This is a genomic window from Streptomyces rishiriensis (assembly GCF_003112535.1).
GTDB classification, from domain to species: domain Bacteria; phylum Actinomycetota; class Actinomycetes; order Streptomycetales; family Streptomycetaceae; genus Streptomyces; species Streptomyces rishiriensis.
On the sequence record NZ_BEWA01000007.1, the window covers coordinates 258,948 to 276,938 of the forward strand.

A 17,991-nucleotide genomic window follows, 5' to 3' on the forward strand; every position below is an offset into this window, starting at 1 on the left:
CCGCCCGGCCCATCAGAAAAGGCGGGCCCCCTCGCGCCCCCGCACGATGCGAAGGAGGCCGACCGCACGGCGGCCGCCACGGTCTGTGCTCTCGGGAGGACCCGCAATGACCGCCAGTCTGGAGCAGCTGCGCCGCTGCCATTTCGCCGTCGACCTGGGAGCGGCGCGGACGCGGGTGTACGTGAAGGGGGCCGGGCTCGTCGTCGACCAGCCGTCGGCCGCCGCCGTGAACACCCGCACCGGTGCGCTGATCGCGGTCGGCGAGTTCGCCGAGAAGATGACCGGGCGCACTCCGCACTACATCCGCGTGGTGCGCCCGGTCTCCGGCGGCACGGTCGTCGACATCGAGATGGCCCAGCGCATGCTGCGCCACCTCATCGGCGACAAGATCCGCCGCCAGCTGCGCCGCAAGCCGTTCCTGCGCGCGGCCGCGTGCACCCCGCACGACGCCGACCCGCTCGCCCAGCGCGCCGCGATCGAGACCCTGGTGGGACTCGGTGCCCGGCGCGTGGAGCTCGTCGACACCCTGATCGCGGCCGCCGTCGGCTGCGGACTGCCCGTCGAGCGCCCCGAGGCCACGATGATCATGGTGTGCGGGGCGGCCGCGACCCAGGTCGCCGTCCTCTCCCTCGGCTCGATCGTGACCGCCGAACGGATCCCGGTGGGCGGCGAGGCGGTAGATCACGCGATCGTCCAACACCTGCGCCACGAGCATGAGTTGATGCTGCCCAGCCAGTCCGTGCGACCTCTGCAGCTCGCCCTCTCCGGCAACGGCCTCACCCCGCAGGGACCCGCGTCCACCGAGATCCACGGGCGGGACGTCGCCACCGGCCTGGCCCGCTCCGTGCAGGTCGACACCGCCGCCGTCCGCGACGCCATCGAGACCCCGCTGACGGCCGTGCTCGACGGCATCGGCCGGGTGCTGCGCGAGTGCCCGCCCGACCTGGTCGCCGACCTCGCCGACCGCGGGATCATGATGGTCGGCGGCTCCGCCCTGCTGCCCGGCTTCGACCAGATGCTGCGCCAGGCCACCGGCATGCCGGTGCACATCGCCGAACGCCCCGACATCTGCGCGGCCCAGGGCCTCGGCGCGATGCTGGAGGGCAAGATCGAGCCGCTGACCCTGGACCCACTGGGCGCCTGAGCCGACCCGGGTCGCCCCGCCGCACACAAGGGCGACCCGACCCGAGCCGCCGTCCCGCGCGCCCAGTCGCCTCACGGCTTTACCCACGTAACACGCTCGACACCTTGACGATCACCTGGCCGGGTGCCACGATTCCGGCGCCGCCATGTTTACGTAAACATCAGCCATCGCGGGGCTTCGATGTTTACGCAAACATCAGAGCCGAAAGGGCAAGTCGATGCGCAAGTCCCCCGCCATAGCCTCTCTGTCCCCCCGCGTGCGCGCCGCTCTCGTCGCGGTCGCCGTCGCCGCGGTCAGCGGCACCACCCTCGCCGCCACCCCGGCGTCCGCCGCCGCACCGGCCACCGGCACGACCCAGTTCAAGGGCGTGAACTGGGCCGACCCGCGTGACAACTTCGCCGACGACTACCTCCAGCTGTCCGGCCTGAAGACCACCGACGGCTACAAGCAGACCTACGCCAAGGCCAGCCGGATCATCGCGGCGTTCCGCGCGAACCTCGGCGCCAACACCGTGCGGCTGCCGATCAACCCGTACACGGTCAACGGCGCCTACTGGAAGTCGTACCGCGGAGTCATCGACGCGGCCTCCGACCAGGGCTTCAAGGTCATCGTCTCCTACTGGGAGGGCACGGGCGCCCAGAAGGACGGCTTCATCGACGACGAGGCCGCGTACTGGCCGATGTGGAACACCGTCGTCAAGGCGTACAAGAACGACGAGCGCGTCTACTTCGAGCCGATGAACGAGCCGCACGGCTACACGGACGCCCAGTGGGCCGACATCGCGGCGAAGTGGCTGTCGACGTACTCGAAGGTGCCGCGCAGCCGCGTGTTCGTCAGCGGCGCCGGCTACAACGACCACGTCACCTCGGTCTGCGCCGACCCGCGTCTGAAGGGCACCTACCTCTCCCTGCACCACTACGGGTTCTGGAAGGACTACGCGACCTACGACCAGTGGGTGGCCGACCTCAAGGTGCGCATCGGCGACTGCGCCGGCCGCACCGTCGCGGACGAGTTCGGCGCGCCGATGACGACCGGCCTGAACTACGACGTGAAGACGCCGGACGACAACTTCGTCAACTACGTCCAGGCCGTCACCGACACCTTCCGCGAGCTGAAGATGGGCTCCGTGTACTGGCCGGGCCTGCGCACCGACGACACGTACTCCCTCCAGAAGCTCGTCGGCCCCGCCGACCGCCCCTGGCTGGCCACCACCAACCAGTCCGGCGCCGACCGCCTCGCCTGGGGCTGGGGCCGCGGCAAGCCGGTCAAGAACTGACGCCCGCTCTCTCCCTCCCCCCCACCCGCGGGCCCGCCGGCCCTGAATCCGGCGGGCCCGCGCGCTCACATGGCCCCGGGTCACGCCGCCCCGGGGCCTCCCGTCGTTCCTCCGCCGCCTTTACCCGGCTTTACCCCGTCGATCCTCCGCCGCCGTTACCCCGTTGATCGCTTCGCCGTTCGCCGCATAGGTTCCGACGCATGACGAACGTGGCGAACGTACGGATCGGTGTCATGTACGACCGCGACTGGGCGCCGGAGGGTCTGCCCGGGTTCGCCCGGCGGGCCGAGGCGCTCGGAGTGGACGACCTCTGGGTGGTCGAGGATCTCGGGTGGAACGGTGGGGTGTCGGCGGCGGCCGTGGCGCTGGGAGCCACGGAACGCCTCACCGTCGGCATCGGCATCGCCCCGGCCCCGCTGCGCAGTCCGGCGCTGCTCGCGATGGAACTGGCCACCCTGGCACGGGTGTTCCCCGGACGGCTGGTGGCCGGGATCGGCCACGGGGTACGGGAGTGGATGGAGTCGGCGGGCGTCGCGCCCCGGTCGCCGCTGGCCCTCCTGGAGGAGACGATCACCTCGGTGCGCGCTCTGCTGCGCGGAGAGCGGGTCGAGCTGGACGGACGGGAAGTGCGCCTGGACGGCGTGCGGTTGGTGCATCCGCCGACGCGCGTACCGCCGGTGGTCGCGGGCGTCGTCCGGCCCCGCTCGCTGGAACTGGCCGGACGGGTCGCGGACGGCACGCTCATCGCCGAGGGCCACGGGCCGAGCGACCTGGAGAACACCCGGGCCCTGACCGCAAAGGGCGGCGCCGGCCCCGAACACACCCTGACCGTGCTGTCCTTCGCCTGCGTGGGCGACGACCCGGACGAGGTCGCCCGCACGCTGCACCCGCACACCGAGGGGCACGGCGCGTGGCTGGGCCGTCCGCAGGACGAGGTGTTCACCGTGTCCGGCACCGCGGCCCGGGCCGCCGACGACGTCCGCGCGCTGCGGGACTCCGGCGCCGACACGGTCGTCCTGCGCATCGTCGGCCCCGAGCCGCTCGACCAGCTCGAGGCGCTGCTGGCCCGGCTCAAGGGCTGACTCAAGGGCTGAGCCCGAGGAGCCGGGGGGCGGCGTCCGGACGTTCACCTGGAGGTCGCCGCGGGCAGGAAGGGGCCGGGCACGTCCGGACATGTCCCTGCGGGGAGGAGCGGGGTGAGGCATGGCGCGCGTACTGGTCGTCGGCGGGGGGATCGCCGGAACGGCGGCTGCTCTGGCGCTGAGGAAGGCGGGACAGGAGGTCACCGTGTACGAGGCGCATCCGGACTCCGCCGAGGACGTCGGCGCGTTCCTCGCCCTCGCGAGCAACGGGCTGCGGGCGCTGGCACAGATCGACGCCTCGGACGCGGTGAACTCGATCGGGTTCCCGCTCACCTCGATGCGCGTCGTGGACGCGACCGGCGCCGACACGGCCCGCGTGCCGCTCGGCGAGGCCGGCGATCCCCTGCTGCGGTACCGCTGTCTGCGCCGCGGTGAGCTGAACGCCGCCCTGCAGGCGGAGGCCGCCCGCCGAGGCGTCGAGATCGTCCACGGAGCATGCCTCACCTCCGTAGAGCACGCCCCGGACAGCGTCGGCGGCCCGGACGCCCCCGGCGCAGTCACCGCGCACTTCGCGGACGGCGGCGCCGCCACCGGCGACCTGCTGCTCGGCGCCGACGGCCTGAACTCCACGGTCCGCCGGCTGACCGCCCCCGCCGTGCGGCCCCGTTACGCGGGGCAGCACGTCTTCTACGGCTACACCGCCGACGCGCCGGTGAGCGACGTCGACGGGACGGCCTGCATCACGATGACCCTCGGCAGCGCGGCCGGGTTCGGCCACCTGACGTCCCCTGAGGGGGAGACCTACTGGTTCGCCCGCGTCGGCGCCGACGCGCCCCTGACCGCCGACGAGATCACGCACGCGGGCCCCGGCCACTGGCGTGACCTGCTCCTTCCGTTGCTGCGCGCGGACCCCACGGCCGCCGCCGGCATCGTCGCGGCCACCAAGGCCCCCGTCCTGGTCACCAACGCGACCGAGATCCCCAACGGCGCCCCCTGGCGTTCCGGCCGCACCCTGCTGATCGGTGACGCGGCCCACGCGGCCTCCCCGGCGACCGGTCAGGGCGCGTCGATGGCCCTCGAGGACGCGGTGATCCTCGCGAAGTGCCTGCGCGACGCCCCGGACCTCGAGTCCGCACTCGCCCTCCACGAAGCGCTCCGTCGCCCCCGCGTGGAACACAACACGACGGTCAGCGGCAACATCTCGCGCGGCGTGCACACCCCCCGGCCCCGCCCGTCCGGCGGCCCGCCCCCGGCCCGCCCGGCCGACGACGAGCTCATCGGTCAACTGGACTGGAACACGAGCCTCGACCCCCTCGATCACCGCGACCACCTGGGCTAGGAGAAGGCTCCCGCCCCGGGCCGCCGGGCCCGGCGCCGGCCTCGGGAGCGTCATCCATGCCCGTCCGGCTGCTCAGGTCGGGGTCCAGAGCGTGTCGTCGGGGGCGTCGGGGCGGGTGGAGTCGAGGTGGGCGCGGAGGGCGGCGAGTGCGGGGTGGGGATTGTCGCGGCGCCAGACCAGTGAGTGCGGGTAGACCGGTGTCGGGTCGTGCACGACGATCCGTCGCAGGTCGTAGTGGGCGGGCCAGACGAGCCGGTCGTGCTCGCCGACGAAGGTCGCCAGCGTCGGTGAGCCGGCGATCGACTCCAGGAGGGCGTCGGAGCCGAAGTTGGGACCGACCGCGTCGATGATCAGGCCGAACTCGGCGGCGAGTCGGTCGTAGTAGGCGGTCCACTCGGTTCCGGCGGCGTTGCCGGGCATCCAGATCCTCTGCCCGGCGAGCTCGGCGAGGGTGACGGCGCCGGCCCCGGCCAGCTCGTGGCCCGGTCCGGTGAGGAGGCGGAGGGGGTCGTCGAGGACGCGGGCGGTCCCGATGTCGTCGGGGAGTTGCTGCGGGGGCAGGGCGACGGCCCGGAAGGACGCGTCGATCGTGCCCGCCCGGACGGCGGCGATGGCCGTGTCGGCGTCGAAGAGCGTGACGACGTCCAGTTCCGTCTCCGGGTGCGCGCCGTGGAAGCCGCGGAGCAGGGCCGCCGGTGCGATCCGCCGGTTGATCACGTCGACGCGCAGGGCGCGGCGGGCGGGGCGCACGGAGTCGGCCGCCCGCTCCTCGGCCCGCAGGAGGTCGCGGGCGTGGGGCAGGAACGCCTGGCCGTCGACGGTGAGCCGGGCTCCGCGCGCCGTGCGGGTGAACAGCCGCACGGCGAGGTCCTTCTCCAGGGCGGCGATGCGCTTGGAGACGGCCTGCTGGGTGATCGACAGGTCGGCGGCGGCCTCCTGGAACCGGCCGGCGTCCGCGACGGCGACGAAGGTGCGTACGGCTTCGAGATCCACGCCGACGCACCCTAGTTCACAACGCGTGGTTGTGCCCTGCGGGCGCCGCGGTTGTTTGACCTGCTGTTGTTCCGCTCGCTTAGCTCTCCCCCACGGGTCGGCTCCGGTCGGCGCGAGCCGACTCGGGTCGGCGCGGGTCGGCTCCGGGTGACGCCGGTTCGACCGCCGGGACGTCCGGACGGAACGCAGAGGAGCGCGCTGAGCATGGTGGGCGGGAGGCCGTTGGGCCGGCGGTTCGGGTGGCTGTGGGCGGCCTACGCGGTCAGCGCGTTCGGCACCCGGCTCGCGTTCGACGCGTTCGCCCTGATCGCGATCCTGGTGCTGCACGCCGGGCCGGCCGAGGTGTCGGCGCTGGCCGCCGCGGGGCTCGCGGTGGGGGCCGCGGTGGCGGTGCCGCTCGGGCCGTGGGTGGAGTTCCGCCGCAAGCGCCCGGTGATGATCGCGATGGACCTGACCCGGTGCGCGGCGCTGATGAGCGTCCCCGCCGCCTACGCGGTCGGTCTGCTGACCTTCACCCACCTCCTGGTCGTCTCCGTCGTCGTCGGCGCGGCCGACATCGCCTTCAACGCGGCGAGCGGGGCCTTTCTGAAAGCACTCGTGCGACCGGAGGACCTGCTCGTCGCGAACGGCCGGTTCGAGTCCACCAACTGGACCGCCACCGTGCTCGGACCGCCGGTCGGCACGGCCGCGATGGGGCTGTTCGGCCCGGTGACGACCGTCGCGGCGGACGCGGTCAGCTATCTGCTGTCGGCCGCGGGGATCCGCGCGATCGGCGGCGGCGAGCCGCGTCCCGTGCGCGCCGGCGGTCCCGGCGCGCGGCTCCGGCCCGCCGATCTGCTCGAAGGATGGCGTTTCGTCCTGGCCCACCCGGCGCTGCGGCCGCTGTTCTTCAACACGGTCCTGGTCAGCGGTCTGATCATGGCGACCTCGCCGCTGCTGGCCGTCCTGATGCTCGGCGACCTCGGCTTCGCCCCCTGGCAGTACGGTCTGGCCTTCGGTCTGCCGTGCCTCGGCGGCATCCTCGGCTCACGGCTGGCCCGCCCGCTCGTGGCACGGTTCGGGCGGCACAGGGTCATGCTCACCGCCGGGACGCTGCGCGCGTGCTGGTCCCTCGGGCTGGCCTTCGTGCGGCCCGGTGCGGCCGGGCTCGTCCTGGTCGTCGCGGTCGAGTTCGGGCTGATCGCGTGCATGGGCGTGTTCACCCCGGTCTTCGCCGCCTACCGGCTCGACCGGACGCCGGCGGACCGGGTCGCGCGCACCCTGTCGGCGTGGTCCGTCAGCGGCAAGGTGACCATCGCGGCCCTGACCGGGCTGTGGGGCCTGCTCGCCGGCGCCGTCGGCCCCCGCACCGCGATCGCCGTCGCCGGCGTCCTGATGCTGATCACCCCCGTCCTGCTTCCCCGGCACGACCTCAGCCCGCGGCAGGACCACGAGCGGGATCCGGCCCGCAGCCGGACCTGACGCACCGGGTCCCGTCCATGACGCCACCCGCTCCCCTCCGCCGCCCCGCCGCCGCTCCCCGACGCACCCCGCCGCCGCTCCCCCGCCCCGGAACCGCCCCGGAACCGCCCCCGCCCCGCCCGCGGCCGGAATCGCCCCCGTCTCGCCAACCCCCGGCAATGTGAGGCGGGTTGCCATACCGTGGGCGCATGGCGCTGCATCACCACAGTGACCGTCCGTGGCGCGTGAGGGTGGACGACGCAGAAGGCGCGCCCTGTGGCGCGGGAGTGCTGCTCGACGACCGGCATGTGCTGACCTGCGCCCATGTGGTCCGGTACGCCGGAGCCGCGCCCGGGTCCGCCGCCGCGTCGGCGGTGCGGGTCAGCAGTGTGGCGTGCCGTCCGGAGTGGACCCGCACCGCGCACGTGGCCCCGGGCACCTGGGTGCACGACCACGACACCCAGCGCGGCGACGTGGCGCTGCTCGAACTCGACGAACCGGCCGGCTGCGACACCCGGACCACGCTGTGGAAGGCGCCCATCTCCGGCGGCATGGTCCAGGTGTACGGCTTTCCCCAGGACGAGCCGTTCGGCATGGGCGCGGACGCGCGGCTGGCGGGATCCGGCCACCGGCAGGGCGAGTGGGGCCTGTTGAAGCGGATGCGCGAGGGCGACCCGTGGATCGAGCGGGGGTACTCGGGCGCCGGGGCGATGGCGGTGGGCGGCGAGTTCGACGGCCGCGTCATCGGCATCGTGGTGGCCGACTACGTCAACGGCGACGCGAAGGCGGCCTGGATGCTGCCGACGGAGACGATCCTGACGTACCTGCCGCAGATCGAGGAGTTCACCGGCGGAGACCGCAACGACGAACTGGGGCCGTCGCGCGGCGAGTTGCCCGCTGACGTGCTGGGCGATCCGCTGCGGCTCGCGCTGACGCAGGAACTGACCCGGCTGCTGGACAGCGACTGGTGCGGCGCCGTGGTCGTCGGGACCGGCGGCACGACCGCGGTGGGCGACTCCTGGCTCGTCCGTCTGGTGCGCACGGCCGATCCGGCGGCCCGGGCCACCGTCAGCGACGCCGAGCTCACCGGCGCGCCCGGGGACACCGTCCTCGGGCTCGGCGCCATCGACGCGGCCTACGACGCGCGCGGCCGGTCGGTCGCGGACGTCGGCGGATACCTCACCCGCCGGTTCGGCCTCCCCGGCGGGGACCCCCGCGAGGTGGCGCGGCAACTGCTGCGCCGCAGGCCGCCCGCCTGTCTGGTGGTGGGCGGCGTCGACCGCGCCCAGGACCCGCGGGCGCTCCTCGGGGAGCTGCTGGGGCAGCTGGCCGCCCGGGCCCGGTCGCGCGGCATCCGCCTGGTCCTGGGCTTCGAGGGCGTGACGCCGGCCGACCTGGCCCACGACGTGTGTCTGGACCCCGAACCCCTGCGCGGGGACGCCACCCGGAACGTGACCGCCGCGGCGGTCCACACGGTCGTCGGACAGCTCGCGGCGGAGGAGGACGCGGCTGCGGCGCTGCACCAGGAGCGGGGCGTGCGGTTCTTCGCCGCGCCCCGGCTGCCGCCCCGCGCCGCGCCCCGGCTCCGGGTCCGGCTCGCCGTGGCCCGGGCCACGGAACCCAACCCCGAACTCGCCGTGATCCACGAGCGGGCCGACGACGCCCGCGCCGCCCTGGCCCGCTTCGATCACGACCTGCGCCGGCTGCTCACCGCGCACGAGGACCTCACCGCCCGCCTGGAGCTGCACCGCGTGCGGGCCGCGCGCTACTTCGGCGACGAGGACCGGCCTCTCGCCGACCGGCACGCCCCGGCGTTCCGCGCGCTGAAGACCGAGCCGATCGACCTCGGGGCCGCCCGCACGCTGGTCGGGCGCTACATCGACGAGGTCGACCGGCGGTTGGAGGAAAGACGGCTGGAGGAGAGGTGACCGTTGGGGATGAACCCTCCCATGTGCAACCACCCGGACTGCGGACGCGGCCGGATCGACGATCAGGGCTTCTGCCCGGTCTGCGACCGGCCGCCGCTGCCACGGGACGACGTCGCGCCGCCGGGACGGGGCCGCGCGCCGGATCCGCCGGCGCGGGTCGCGGCGGGGGTCGGCGTGGCGCACGTACGGCCGGATCCCTGGTACGGCCTCGGCCTGGTCGACTCCGATCAGCCCCCGGACGTGCCGTCGAGCCCGTCGGGCCCCGTCGCCGAGGAGCATCGCTTCTGCTCCTACTCCCCCTGCGGGCTGCCGGTGGGCCGCGGTCAGGGCGACGAGCCGGGCCGGATCGCGGGATTCTGCACGGCCTGCGGCCACCCTTACGACTTCGCCCAGCCCAACGGGCTGGTCATCGCCGACCGTTACGAGGTGGAACGCGTCCTCGGCTCCGGAGCGTACGGGGCGGCCTATCTGGCCCATGACCGCAATCTGGCCACCCGGGTCGTCCTCAAGGCGCTGCACAAGTCGGTGGCCAAGACCGCCCGGCACGAGCGGGACGTGCTGGTCGGGCTCCGGCACGACAGCATCGTCCGCATCCTGGGCTACGAGCACGACGGGCCGCACCTCGTCCTCGAATACGTGCCGGGCGAACCGCTCTCGGCCCGCGACGGCGACCGCCTGGAAACCCTCCTGGCGCACGGCGTCCGCGTCCTGCAGGCGCTCGACTACCTGCACGCCCGGGGCCTGCTGCACTGCGACGTCAAGCCGCTGAACATCATCCGCTTCCGGGAGGAGGGCCCGGCGGGCGCGCTCGACCGGGTGCGGCTCATCGACTTCGGCGCGGTGCGCAGCCGGACGAAGGACACGGGGAAGGTCGTGGCCTACACGGAGGCGTACGCGCCGCCGAAGACCGACCCGGAGCATCTGCGCCCCACCCCCGGCTTCGACCTGTTCGGACTGGGCATGACCCTGCGCGAGGTGTGCCGCTCCCGCTGGACGGACCGCTCCGCACCCGGTGTCGACTCGCTGCACCTGCTGCTGGAGCGGGCCACGGACCCGGAGCGCCCGTGGTGGCGGTTCGTGTCGGCCCGGCAGTTCGCGGAGCAGCTCAGCGGGGTCATCCGGCAGGTGGTGGCGGCTCCGCCGACGCGCCGTCAGGTGGCGCGTCCGTCGGCCCTGTTCGGGTCCATGGCCGGCTCGCTGCACGGCGGCCTGGGCGCGGCCCGCCCCCTCGCCCACTGGGTCGAGGCGCAGCCGGACGGGAGGGGGCTGCTGAGGATGCCCGCGCCGTTCTCCTCGCCGGATCCCGGCGACATCGCGGCCGCCCTTCCGGCCCCCCTGTCCGACCCCGACCACCCGACGGTCACGGCCACGGCGGGCGGCACGCTGGCCGAGATCCGGCTCGCCCTGCGCGGGAAGGACGCCACGGCGGCGGCGGCGCATCTGCGGGCGGCGGGCCTGCCCGACTGGCACTGGCTGTCCGACTGGTACTGCGGGCTGATCGCGCTGGCCGCCGGTTCTCCGAGGCGGGCCGCCGTCGTGCTCGGCCAGGTGCGCAGGGCGCTTCCCGGCGAGCTGATCCCGCCCCTCGGCCTCGGTCTGTGCGCCGAGCTGCGCGGGGACGGCGCGCTGGCGCGGTCGCACTACCGGATGGTCTTCGACACCACCCCCGCGCTCGGTGCGGCCGGCTTCGGTCTGGCCCGCGTCCTGCTGCTGGCGGGCGAGCGGGCGACGGCGGTGGCCGTCGCCGAACAGCTGGCCGAGGAGTTCCGCTACGAGCGCGAGGCCCGCGTGGCCGCCGTCCGCCTGCGGGTCATGGTCGTCCCGGAACCCGGCCACCCGGCGCCGACCGAGGACGACGTGGCGCGGGCCAGGGCTGACCTGGCCGGTCTCGACGTGGACGACGCGGCGGCGGCCGCCCTGCGGGCGGAGATCCAATACGCGGAGTTCCTGCGCACTCGCGACCGGCTGAAGCTGTCCGACGCGATCCGCGCGCTCGGCCCGCACGCGCCGACCGAGCGCGAGTACGTCGCGCTGGTGGACCTGGCCAACCGGCTGCGCCCGGCGCTGACTTGGGGACGGCGGGGAAAGCGTGCAGAACGGGTCGTTCCCGTTTCGGAGCAACGCCCGGCAGGCTAAGCTCCCTTGCACGTTCCGTCGAGAACGCTTGCACGCTCCGTAAGGAAACGCACAGCGACACGATCGGATGGTGCCGGTGGGGGACAGGTCGCCGTTGGGGCTCAGTTTCGCCCTGGAAGTGGACGCGCCCTCGGATCTGCCCTACGACGAGGGACGCGCGGACGCCCTGATCACCGTCACGGCAGACTCCGCCGCGGGCCCGTCCGCGCGGACCCCGAGCGCCGAGATCCTCATCATGGACCGCTCGCTGTCGATGACGGGCCACAAGCTGGACGAGGCGAAGCGTGCGATGCGGGCGGCCATCGACACGCTGCGGGACGGGACCCTGCTGGCCGTCGTCGCGGGCCACCACGAGGCCGAAGTGATCTTCCCGACGACCGGCGGTCTGGCCCGGGTCGACGCCCGCACCCGGGAGGACGCCAAGCTCCGGGTGGCCGGTCAACTCCCGGAGGGCGGAACGGCGATCGGGAAGTGGCTGGCGCACGCCCGCCGCCTCTTCGCCTCGGTGGATTCCCCGGGCACGGTGCGTCACGCGGTGCTGTACACCGACGGCAAGGACGAGCACGAGACGCCCGAACAGCTCGGTGAGATCCTCGCGTCCTGCACCGACCACTTCGTCTGCGACGCCAGGGGCCTGGGCGACGACTGGCGTTACACCGAACTCCTGCGCGTCACCGAGGCTCTGCACGGCTCCGCCGAGGCCGTCGTCACCCTCTCCGACCTCACCGAGGACTTCACCCGCCTGATGCGCGAGGCGCAGCGGATCGTCGTGCCCCGGGTGTATCTGGGCCTGCGCCTCAACAGCCGTTTCCAGCTCGCCTTCGTACGCCAGACCCGGCCCGTCGAAGCCGAGTTGACGGCGCGTCAGCAGCGGGGCGAGGAGACGCACGTCCCTCTCGGATCCTGGGCCCCACAGACCCGTCAGTACCAGATCTCCCTGCGCGTCGACCCCGGGAGTCTGACCGTGGACGAGACCCTGCGCGCCGCCCGCATCAGCCTGCACGCCGAGTTCCCCGACGGGACGCGCCGGCCCTGCGCGGAGAGCGCCGCCATGGTCGTGCGCCGCCGCTCGACGCCCGGCTTCGGCATCGCCCGCTCCCCCGACCTGACCCGCGTCGAGAACGAACGCGAACTCGGCATGGCCATGCGCGCCTGCGCGGACGCCCAACTGCGCGGGGACCTCGAACGCGCCGACCGTGAACTGCGCCTCGCGATCGACCTCGCGGAATCCCTCCGGGACAGCGCACGCCTGCAGTCGCTGTACGCGATCGCCACGGACGGCCCCGACGGTCTGCCGCGGGTGCGGCGGGACGTCGCCCGGGGCCGGATACTGGGGATCGGCGTCGACTCGACGAAGACCGCGAGACGACCGGCCGAGCCGCAGGACCGGCCGCCGCGGGACCGGCCGCCGCACGACGCCGGGTCACCCCGGGTGTGTCCCCGGTGCCGTACGACGTCCACGTCGCCGAAGGCCAAGTTCTGCGAGGAGTGCGGGCACCGGTTCGGGGACCCGGGCGTGTCCGACGAGCCGAGGGACGCCCTGTGACCGGGAGACGGCTGCGTGCTTCCCATCCGGTCGTGGTGCTGCGCCGGCTCCGGGCGGGCGTGCTGGCCGTGCTGGCCGTGACGACGCTGCTGTGTCTGGTGGCGGCGGACCGGGCCGAAGAGCAGATCGCCGCCTCCGAACGCACGAAGGAGGCCATGACGGACATCGACCGGGCGCACGAACAAGCCGTGAAGGCGGAGAGGGCGCTCAGCAGGCTCTCCGACATCGAGGACCCCGTGTCGATCGCTCTGACCGGGACCGGAGCCGACTTCTCCGACGCCGCCGCCCGCATCAGCTCCCATCTCACCTCGGCGACGGAGGGCAACGGCGCCGGCAAGCGGGGGCTGAGCCACATCCAGTTCGTGCAGGGCCAGTTGGCCACGATCGTGGAGATGGCCAACGCGGCGGTTCTCGACGGGGCCCCGGCCGTCCTCAAGGTCGTCGAGGCGCTGCGCCGGCAGCCGGAGCGCGAGGGGGAGGACGCCATCCGGTTCACCGGCGGGCTCGAACATTCGCTCCTGGATCTCAAAAGGGTGGAGAGCGACGCCGAGGAGGTGCAGTCCTCCTCGGACTGGCGCGACCGCCGTCTGCTGTGGCCGCTCTTCATGGCGCCTCTGGCGGTCATGCTGCTGCTGGTCTGCGCGACCGGCCGCGTCGTCGCCCGGCGCTTCCGTCGGTATCCCAGCCCGGCGCTCCTCCTCGCCCTGCTCGCCACCGCGTCGGTCGACGTGCTGATGTGCGTGGACCGCCCGCTCGACGTGGCGATCACGCTGCCCGTCCTGGCCGCCGCCGGCGCGCTCACGTATCTGTCCTACCGTCCCCGTCTCGCCGAGTACAGGTTCCCCCGCTCATGAGGAGACCGACGGCGCCCCTCGTCCGCTGCATCCTGGTCCTCGGGCTCCTCCTGGCGTCGGCCGCGTGCGGCGAACCGGCGGACAGCGAGGTGACGATCATGGTCCCCTGGTCCGGGAAGGAGTTCGAGGCCTTCCACGCGGTCGTCGAGGCCTTCGAGCGCAGCCACCCCGGCATCCACGTCGAACCCGAGGTCACCCGCGCCCTGACCCGGCAGCTCGACGCCGCGGTCGCGGCGGACGCGAAGCCCGACCTCGCGGTGCTCCCCAGCGTGGGGGCGATCGCCAAGTACCAGCAGCAGGGGGTGCTGCGGAGACTCGACGTCGACACGAGCGACTACGTGCAGCCGTTCCGCGGGCTGGGCATGCACACCACGCCGGGCACGAAGGGAACCCCCGGCACGAACGACGTCTACGCCGTCCCCGTCAAGGCCGACGTCAAGAGCCTCGTCTGGTACGACGTCGCCGCCACCGCCCCGAAGCCGCCCGCGGACTGGAGCGCGCTCCGGTCCCGCCGCTACACCTGGTGCCTCGGGCTGGAGTCCGGCCCCACCTCCGGGTGGCCGGGCGCGGACTGGATCGCGGACCTCCTGCTCGCCGAGAAGGGCACGAAGGGCGTCGACGACTACACGGCATGGGCGTCGGGAAAGGCGCCGTGGGACGCCGGGCCCGTCCACAGGGCGTGGACCGCGTGGGGGGAGCTCGTGGGCAGCGCCCGTGAGGGTGCGGCCAAGTCGGGCTTCGACGAGGCCGCGAAGAAGATGCCCGGGTGCACGCTGGGCCACGGCAGCCTCGCCGCGATGTCCTTCGACGCGGCCCGGGTGAAGGAGCGCGCGTACATGTACGTGGTGCCCTCGGGCAGAACCCTCCAGGTCTCGGCCGACTTCGTCGGGAAGTTCACCGGGAACGAGAGCGCCGACGAGTTCATCGCCTACCTCGCGAGCACCGAGGCCCAGCGGATGTGGGTGAACCGACCCGGCTTCGCGCTCTCCGCCGACCGGCAGGTGGTGGTGAAGGACTACGAGGACGCCGTCCAGGGCGGGATAGCCGGGATGCTCCACACCTCCGCGAACACCCTCTGCTTCAGCGCCGCCGACGCGATGGATCCCGACGTCTCCGCCGCCTTCTACCGGGCGGTCCTGGAGTACGCGGACGGCGCGGCGGAGGGCCCGCTGCTCCAAGCGCTCGACAAGGTCCAGGACGCACTCGGCCCCGCACGCCCCGCGTCCGCGCCACCCCTGTGCGGCACCCCGTGACCCCTTCCCGATCCTCCTGCCTCCCCCGGGCCTCCCCTGCTCCCCCGGATCCCCTGCGTCCGGCCGAATCCCCCACCGCCCCCGCCCCGTACCCGATCCCTTCAGGAGCCCGCCATGCCGGACGCCGTCCAGTTCACCCTCGACGACGGCACCGTCGTCCTCGTGGCCCCGCCCACCCGCACCGGCACCGGAGCAGTGGGCCTCGGCACCCGTCTGGAGAGCGCGGCGACCAGCCTCAGGGAGGCGCTGGCGCCCATCACCTCCGCCGCCTCCGAGGTGATCGGACAGTTCCGCGGCGCCGCCCAGCGGCCCGACGAGGTGGAGGTCACCTTCGGCGTCGTCCTCGACGCCAAGCTCGGCGCGGTCCTGACGAGCGCGAGCGCCAGCGCGCACCTCGACGTCACCCTCCGCTGGAGCGGCACGGAACCGACACCTCCGAGCTGAATACGAGGCGGGCTCGTCCGGGCTTTGCCCCCTGGCGGCCCGGCGCTGGGTGTTTCCTGCACACACATTTGCCGACGCCTTACCCACAAATGAGCCGGCCGTCGCACAAATTCGCCCGAGCGCAGGGCATTTCAGCAGGTCGCCTGCTCAACTGCCGACGGAGCTTCTCCCGTTCCCCCAACGTTCAATTCGCTGTTCCCGCCGGCCCTCCATGCACTCCCTAAGGTCCCTGAAGGCTTCGAAAGAAGGGACTCATGGACGCACGCCTTTCGGTCCGTGCTCGCGGGATCGGCAAATGCTTCGGCGACGTCGTCGCGCTCGACGGGATCGACCTGGACGTGGCACCGGGCCGGGTCCACGGCCTGGTCGGACCGAACGGGGCCGGCAAGACGACGCTGCTGGGCCTCCTGCTGGGCCTGGCCGCCGCAGACAGCGGCCGGCTGGAGATCCTCGGCACGCCGGTCGGGCGCACGCTCGCCGCCCCCGACGGGGTCGCCGGCTTCGTGGACGGACCCGGGCTCTACCCCTCGCTCACCGCCCGGCAGAACCTCGCGGCCCTGGCCGCCCTGCGCGGCGGCGACGCGCGGACGCAGAGGATCGACGACGTGCTCGACCAGGTCGGGCTGACCGACGTCGCCGACGACCGGACCCGCGGCTTCTCCCTGGGCATGCGTCAGCGGCTCGGGCTCGCCGCCGCCCTGCTCGCCGAGCCCCGGCTGCTCGTGCTCGACGAGCCGTCCAACGGCCTCGATCCGGCCGGCAAGCGGCATGTGCACGGCGTCCTCGGCCGGCTCGCCGCCGACGGCGCGGCCGTCGTCCTGTCCAGCCATCGCATGGACGACCTGGAGGCCCTGTGCGACGACATCACGATCCTCGCCGCCGGACGGGTCGTGTTCTCCGGTCCGTTGGACAAGCTCGCCTCCGAAAACCGTGAGCTGGACTACCGGTTGCGCACCTCCGACGCACCCGCAGCCCGCTGGCTGGCCGCCGCCACGGCCGGCGTCCGCCTCGTCGACGACGCCGGGTCGCGGGCCGGCGCCGCCGAGGGGATCGTCGTCCGCGCGCAGACGCCCGCTCTCGACGAACTGGTCGCACGGCTCGTCCGCTCGGGTGTCGCGGTGCGCGAGCTCACCCCCGTGGTGTCGCCGCTGGAGGCCGCCTTCCTCGCCCTCACCGCACCGCAGGAGGACGGCGGATGACCGCGACCCTCGCCGACGACCGCCCCACCGCCGCCCGCCGGGTCACGGTGGTGCGCGGCTACCGCTTCGAGCTGGTCAAGCTGTTCTCGCAGTGGCGGGTCCGGCTGCTCGTCCTCGCCTGCTGGATCGCCCCGGCGCTCTTCGTCGCCGCGGTGAGCGAGCAGAGCACACTGCCCTCCGACACCCTCTTCGGCCGCTGGATGCACACCACGGGATGGGCCGGACCACTGGTGACGCTCGGTTTCGCGGGCGCCTGGGCGCTCCCGCTGCTGGCCCCCGTCGTCGCCGGCGACGTCTTCGCCTCCGAGGACCGGCTCGGCACCTGGCGTCATCTCCTCGTCGCGGTCCGATCGCCCCGGCGGATCTTCGCCGCGAAGGCCCTGGCCGGCTTCAGCGTCGTCCTGCTGCTCGTGACGGGACTGGCCTGTTCCGGCATGGCCGGCGGGCTCCTGGCGGTCGGCGACCGGCCGCTGATCGGCCTCGACGGCCGCCTGCTGACCCCCGCGGACGCCGGCGGGAAAGTCCTCCTCGCCTGGGTCTGCGTGCTCGTCCCCACCCTGGCCCTCGCCGCGCTCGGGATCCTCGGATCGGTCGCGCTCGGACGGTCCCCCACCGGACTGCTGCTGCCGGGCCTGGCCGCGCTCGCGATGCAGGTCGCCCAGGCGCTGCCGCTGCCCGTCGCCGTGCGTCTCGCCCTGCCGGGATACGCCTTCACCGCCTGGGACGGCCTGTTCACCGCCCCGGCGCAGACCACCCCGCTCCTGATCGGCGTCGCCGTCAGCCTGGTGTGGGCCGTGGGCGCGACCGTGCCGGCGTATCTGCTCTTCGTGCGGCGCGACTTCACCGACGCGGCCTACGACGGCTCGGGCCGCCGCACGATCGCCCTCGGGCTGCTGCCGCCGGTCGCGTTGGTCGCCCTCACGGCCGCGCTGGTCGCCTTGGCGGCTCCGGCGGCGGGCTCCGGAATCCGGCAGGACAAGGTGCAGCGGTCCCTCGCCACGGCGTTCGCCCACCTCTACCGCCTGCAGACCGAGCAACTCCACCGCCCCGCCGTCACGGAGGCCCGCCTGCGGACCTCCGCGGCGTGCACCAAGAGCGCCGGCCACGGCGCCCAGGAGGGACCGGGCAACGACTGGCGTTGCGTCGTGACCTGGCGTCTGCCCGGCGTCCCGGTCGCGGGGACCGCCGTCTACCAGCTCGACGTCGGCTCGGACGGGCGGTTCGTGGCCGACGGCGACGGTCCGAAGGAAGTCAACGGCTATTTCCTGGTGCGCACGCCGACCGGGGACGCCCCGAACCCCCTCTGGCAGTTCGACGGCCAGGTCGACCTGCTCGACACCACCTCGAAGGGATGAAC

Annotated in this window: 14 protein-coding genes; 13 read left to right on the plus strand and 1 reads right to left on the minus strand. The window is 73.7% G+C overall.

Annotation, left to right across the window (positions count from 1 at the left end; genetic code table 11):
- Positions 1–106 precede the first annotated feature (106 nt).
- From Sri02f_RS13870 to Sri02f_RS13885, 4 genes are all read left to right on the plus strand, one after another.
- A complete protein-coding gene (locus tag Sri02f_RS13870) occupies positions 107–1,144 on the plus strand; it encodes a rod shape-determining protein (protein WP_109001465.1) in 1,038 nt (345 codons plus the stop codon).
- Between the two features lie 217 nt (positions 1,145–1,361).
- Complete coding sequence (locus tag Sri02f_RS13875) at positions 1,362–2,420, plus strand: glycoside hydrolase family 5 protein (RefSeq protein ID WP_109001466.1); 1,059 nt, start codon at positions 1,362–1,364, stop codon at positions 2,418–2,420.
- A 209-nt stretch (positions 2,421–2,629) separates the two neighbouring features.
- Positions 2,630–3,502, plus strand: a complete 873-nt coding sequence (locus tag Sri02f_RS13880; protein WP_109001540.1) for an LLM class flavin-dependent oxidoreductase — start codon at positions 2,630–2,632, stop codon at positions 3,500–3,502.
- A 121-nt stretch (positions 3,503–3,623) separates the two neighbouring features.
- Positions 3,624–4,841: an FAD-dependent oxidoreductase gene (locus Sri02f_RS13885; RefSeq protein WP_109001467.1), complete on the plus strand. Its 1,218-nt coding sequence runs from the start codon at positions 3,624–3,626 to the stop codon at positions 4,839–4,841.
- Positions 4,842–4,913: 72 nt separating this feature from the next.
- Here Sri02f_RS13885 and Sri02f_RS13890 read toward each other — a convergent pair whose 3' ends face one another.
- A complete protein-coding gene (locus Sri02f_RS13890; RefSeq protein WP_109001468.1) occupies positions 4,914–5,834 on the minus strand; it encodes a LysR family transcriptional regulator in 921 nt (306 codons plus the stop codon).
- A 204-nt stretch (positions 5,835–6,038) separates the two neighbouring features.
- Between Sri02f_RS13890 and Sri02f_RS13895 the strand changes: the two genes are divergently transcribed.
- From Sri02f_RS13895 to Sri02f_RS13935, 9 genes are all read left to right on the plus strand, one after another.
- Positions 6,039–7,295 carry an MFS transporter gene (locus tag Sri02f_RS13895; protein ID WP_109001469.1) on the plus strand — a complete coding sequence of 419 codons (1,257 nt, stop codon included), beginning with the start codon at positions 6,039–6,041 and terminating at the stop codon, positions 7,293–7,295.
- A 188-nt stretch (positions 7,296–7,483) separates the two neighbouring features.
- Positions 7,484–9,202 (plus strand): S1 family peptidase, encoded by a 1,719-nt coding sequence (locus tag Sri02f_RS13900; RefSeq protein WP_109001470.1) that lies wholly within the window; start codon positions 7,484–7,486, stop codon positions 9,200–9,202.
- A 9-nt stretch (positions 9,203–9,211) separates the two neighbouring features.
- On the plus strand, positions 9,212–11,338 hold the full coding sequence (locus Sri02f_RS13905) for a tetratricopeptide repeat protein (protein ID WP_109001471.1): 2,127 nt from the start codon (positions 9,212–9,214) through the stop codon (positions 11,336–11,338).
- 94 nt (positions 11,339–11,432) lie between these two features.
- Positions 11,433–12,884 (plus strand): vWA domain-containing protein, encoded by a 1,452-nt coding sequence (locus Sri02f_RS13910; RefSeq protein WP_159106705.1) that lies wholly within the window; start codon positions 11,433–11,435, stop codon positions 12,882–12,884.
- Positions 12,881–13,738, plus strand: coding sequence for a hypothetical protein (locus Sri02f_RS13915; RefSeq protein ID WP_159106706.1), 858 nt, complete (start codon positions 12,881–12,883; stop codon positions 13,736–13,738). The genes Sri02f_RS13910 and Sri02f_RS13915 overlap by 4 nt, the downstream gene beginning before the upstream one ends.
- Positions 13,735–14,991 carry an ABC transporter substrate-binding protein gene (locus Sri02f_RS13920; RefSeq protein WP_109001474.1) on the plus strand — a complete coding sequence of 419 codons (1,257 nt, stop codon included), beginning with the start codon at positions 13,735–13,737 and terminating at the stop codon, positions 14,989–14,991. Before Sri02f_RS13915 ends, Sri02f_RS13920 begins: the two co-directional genes overlap by 4 nt.
- 114 nt (positions 14,992–15,105) lie before the next feature.
- A complete protein-coding gene (locus Sri02f_RS13925; protein ID WP_109001475.1) occupies positions 15,106–15,435 on the plus strand; it encodes a CU044_2847 family protein in 330 nt (109 codons plus the stop codon).
- Between the two features lie 254 nt (positions 15,436–15,689).
- Complete coding sequence (locus Sri02f_RS13930; RefSeq protein ID WP_109001476.1) at positions 15,690–16,634, plus strand: ABC transporter ATP-binding protein; 945 nt, start codon at positions 15,690–15,692, stop codon at positions 16,632–16,634.
- Positions 16,631–17,989 (plus strand): ABC transporter permease, encoded by a 1,359-nt coding sequence (locus Sri02f_RS13935; RefSeq protein ID WP_109001477.1) that lies wholly within the window; start codon positions 16,631–16,633, stop codon positions 17,987–17,989. Before Sri02f_RS13930 ends, Sri02f_RS13935 begins: the two co-directional genes overlap by 4 nt.
- Positions 17,990–17,991: the final 2 nt, after the last annotated feature.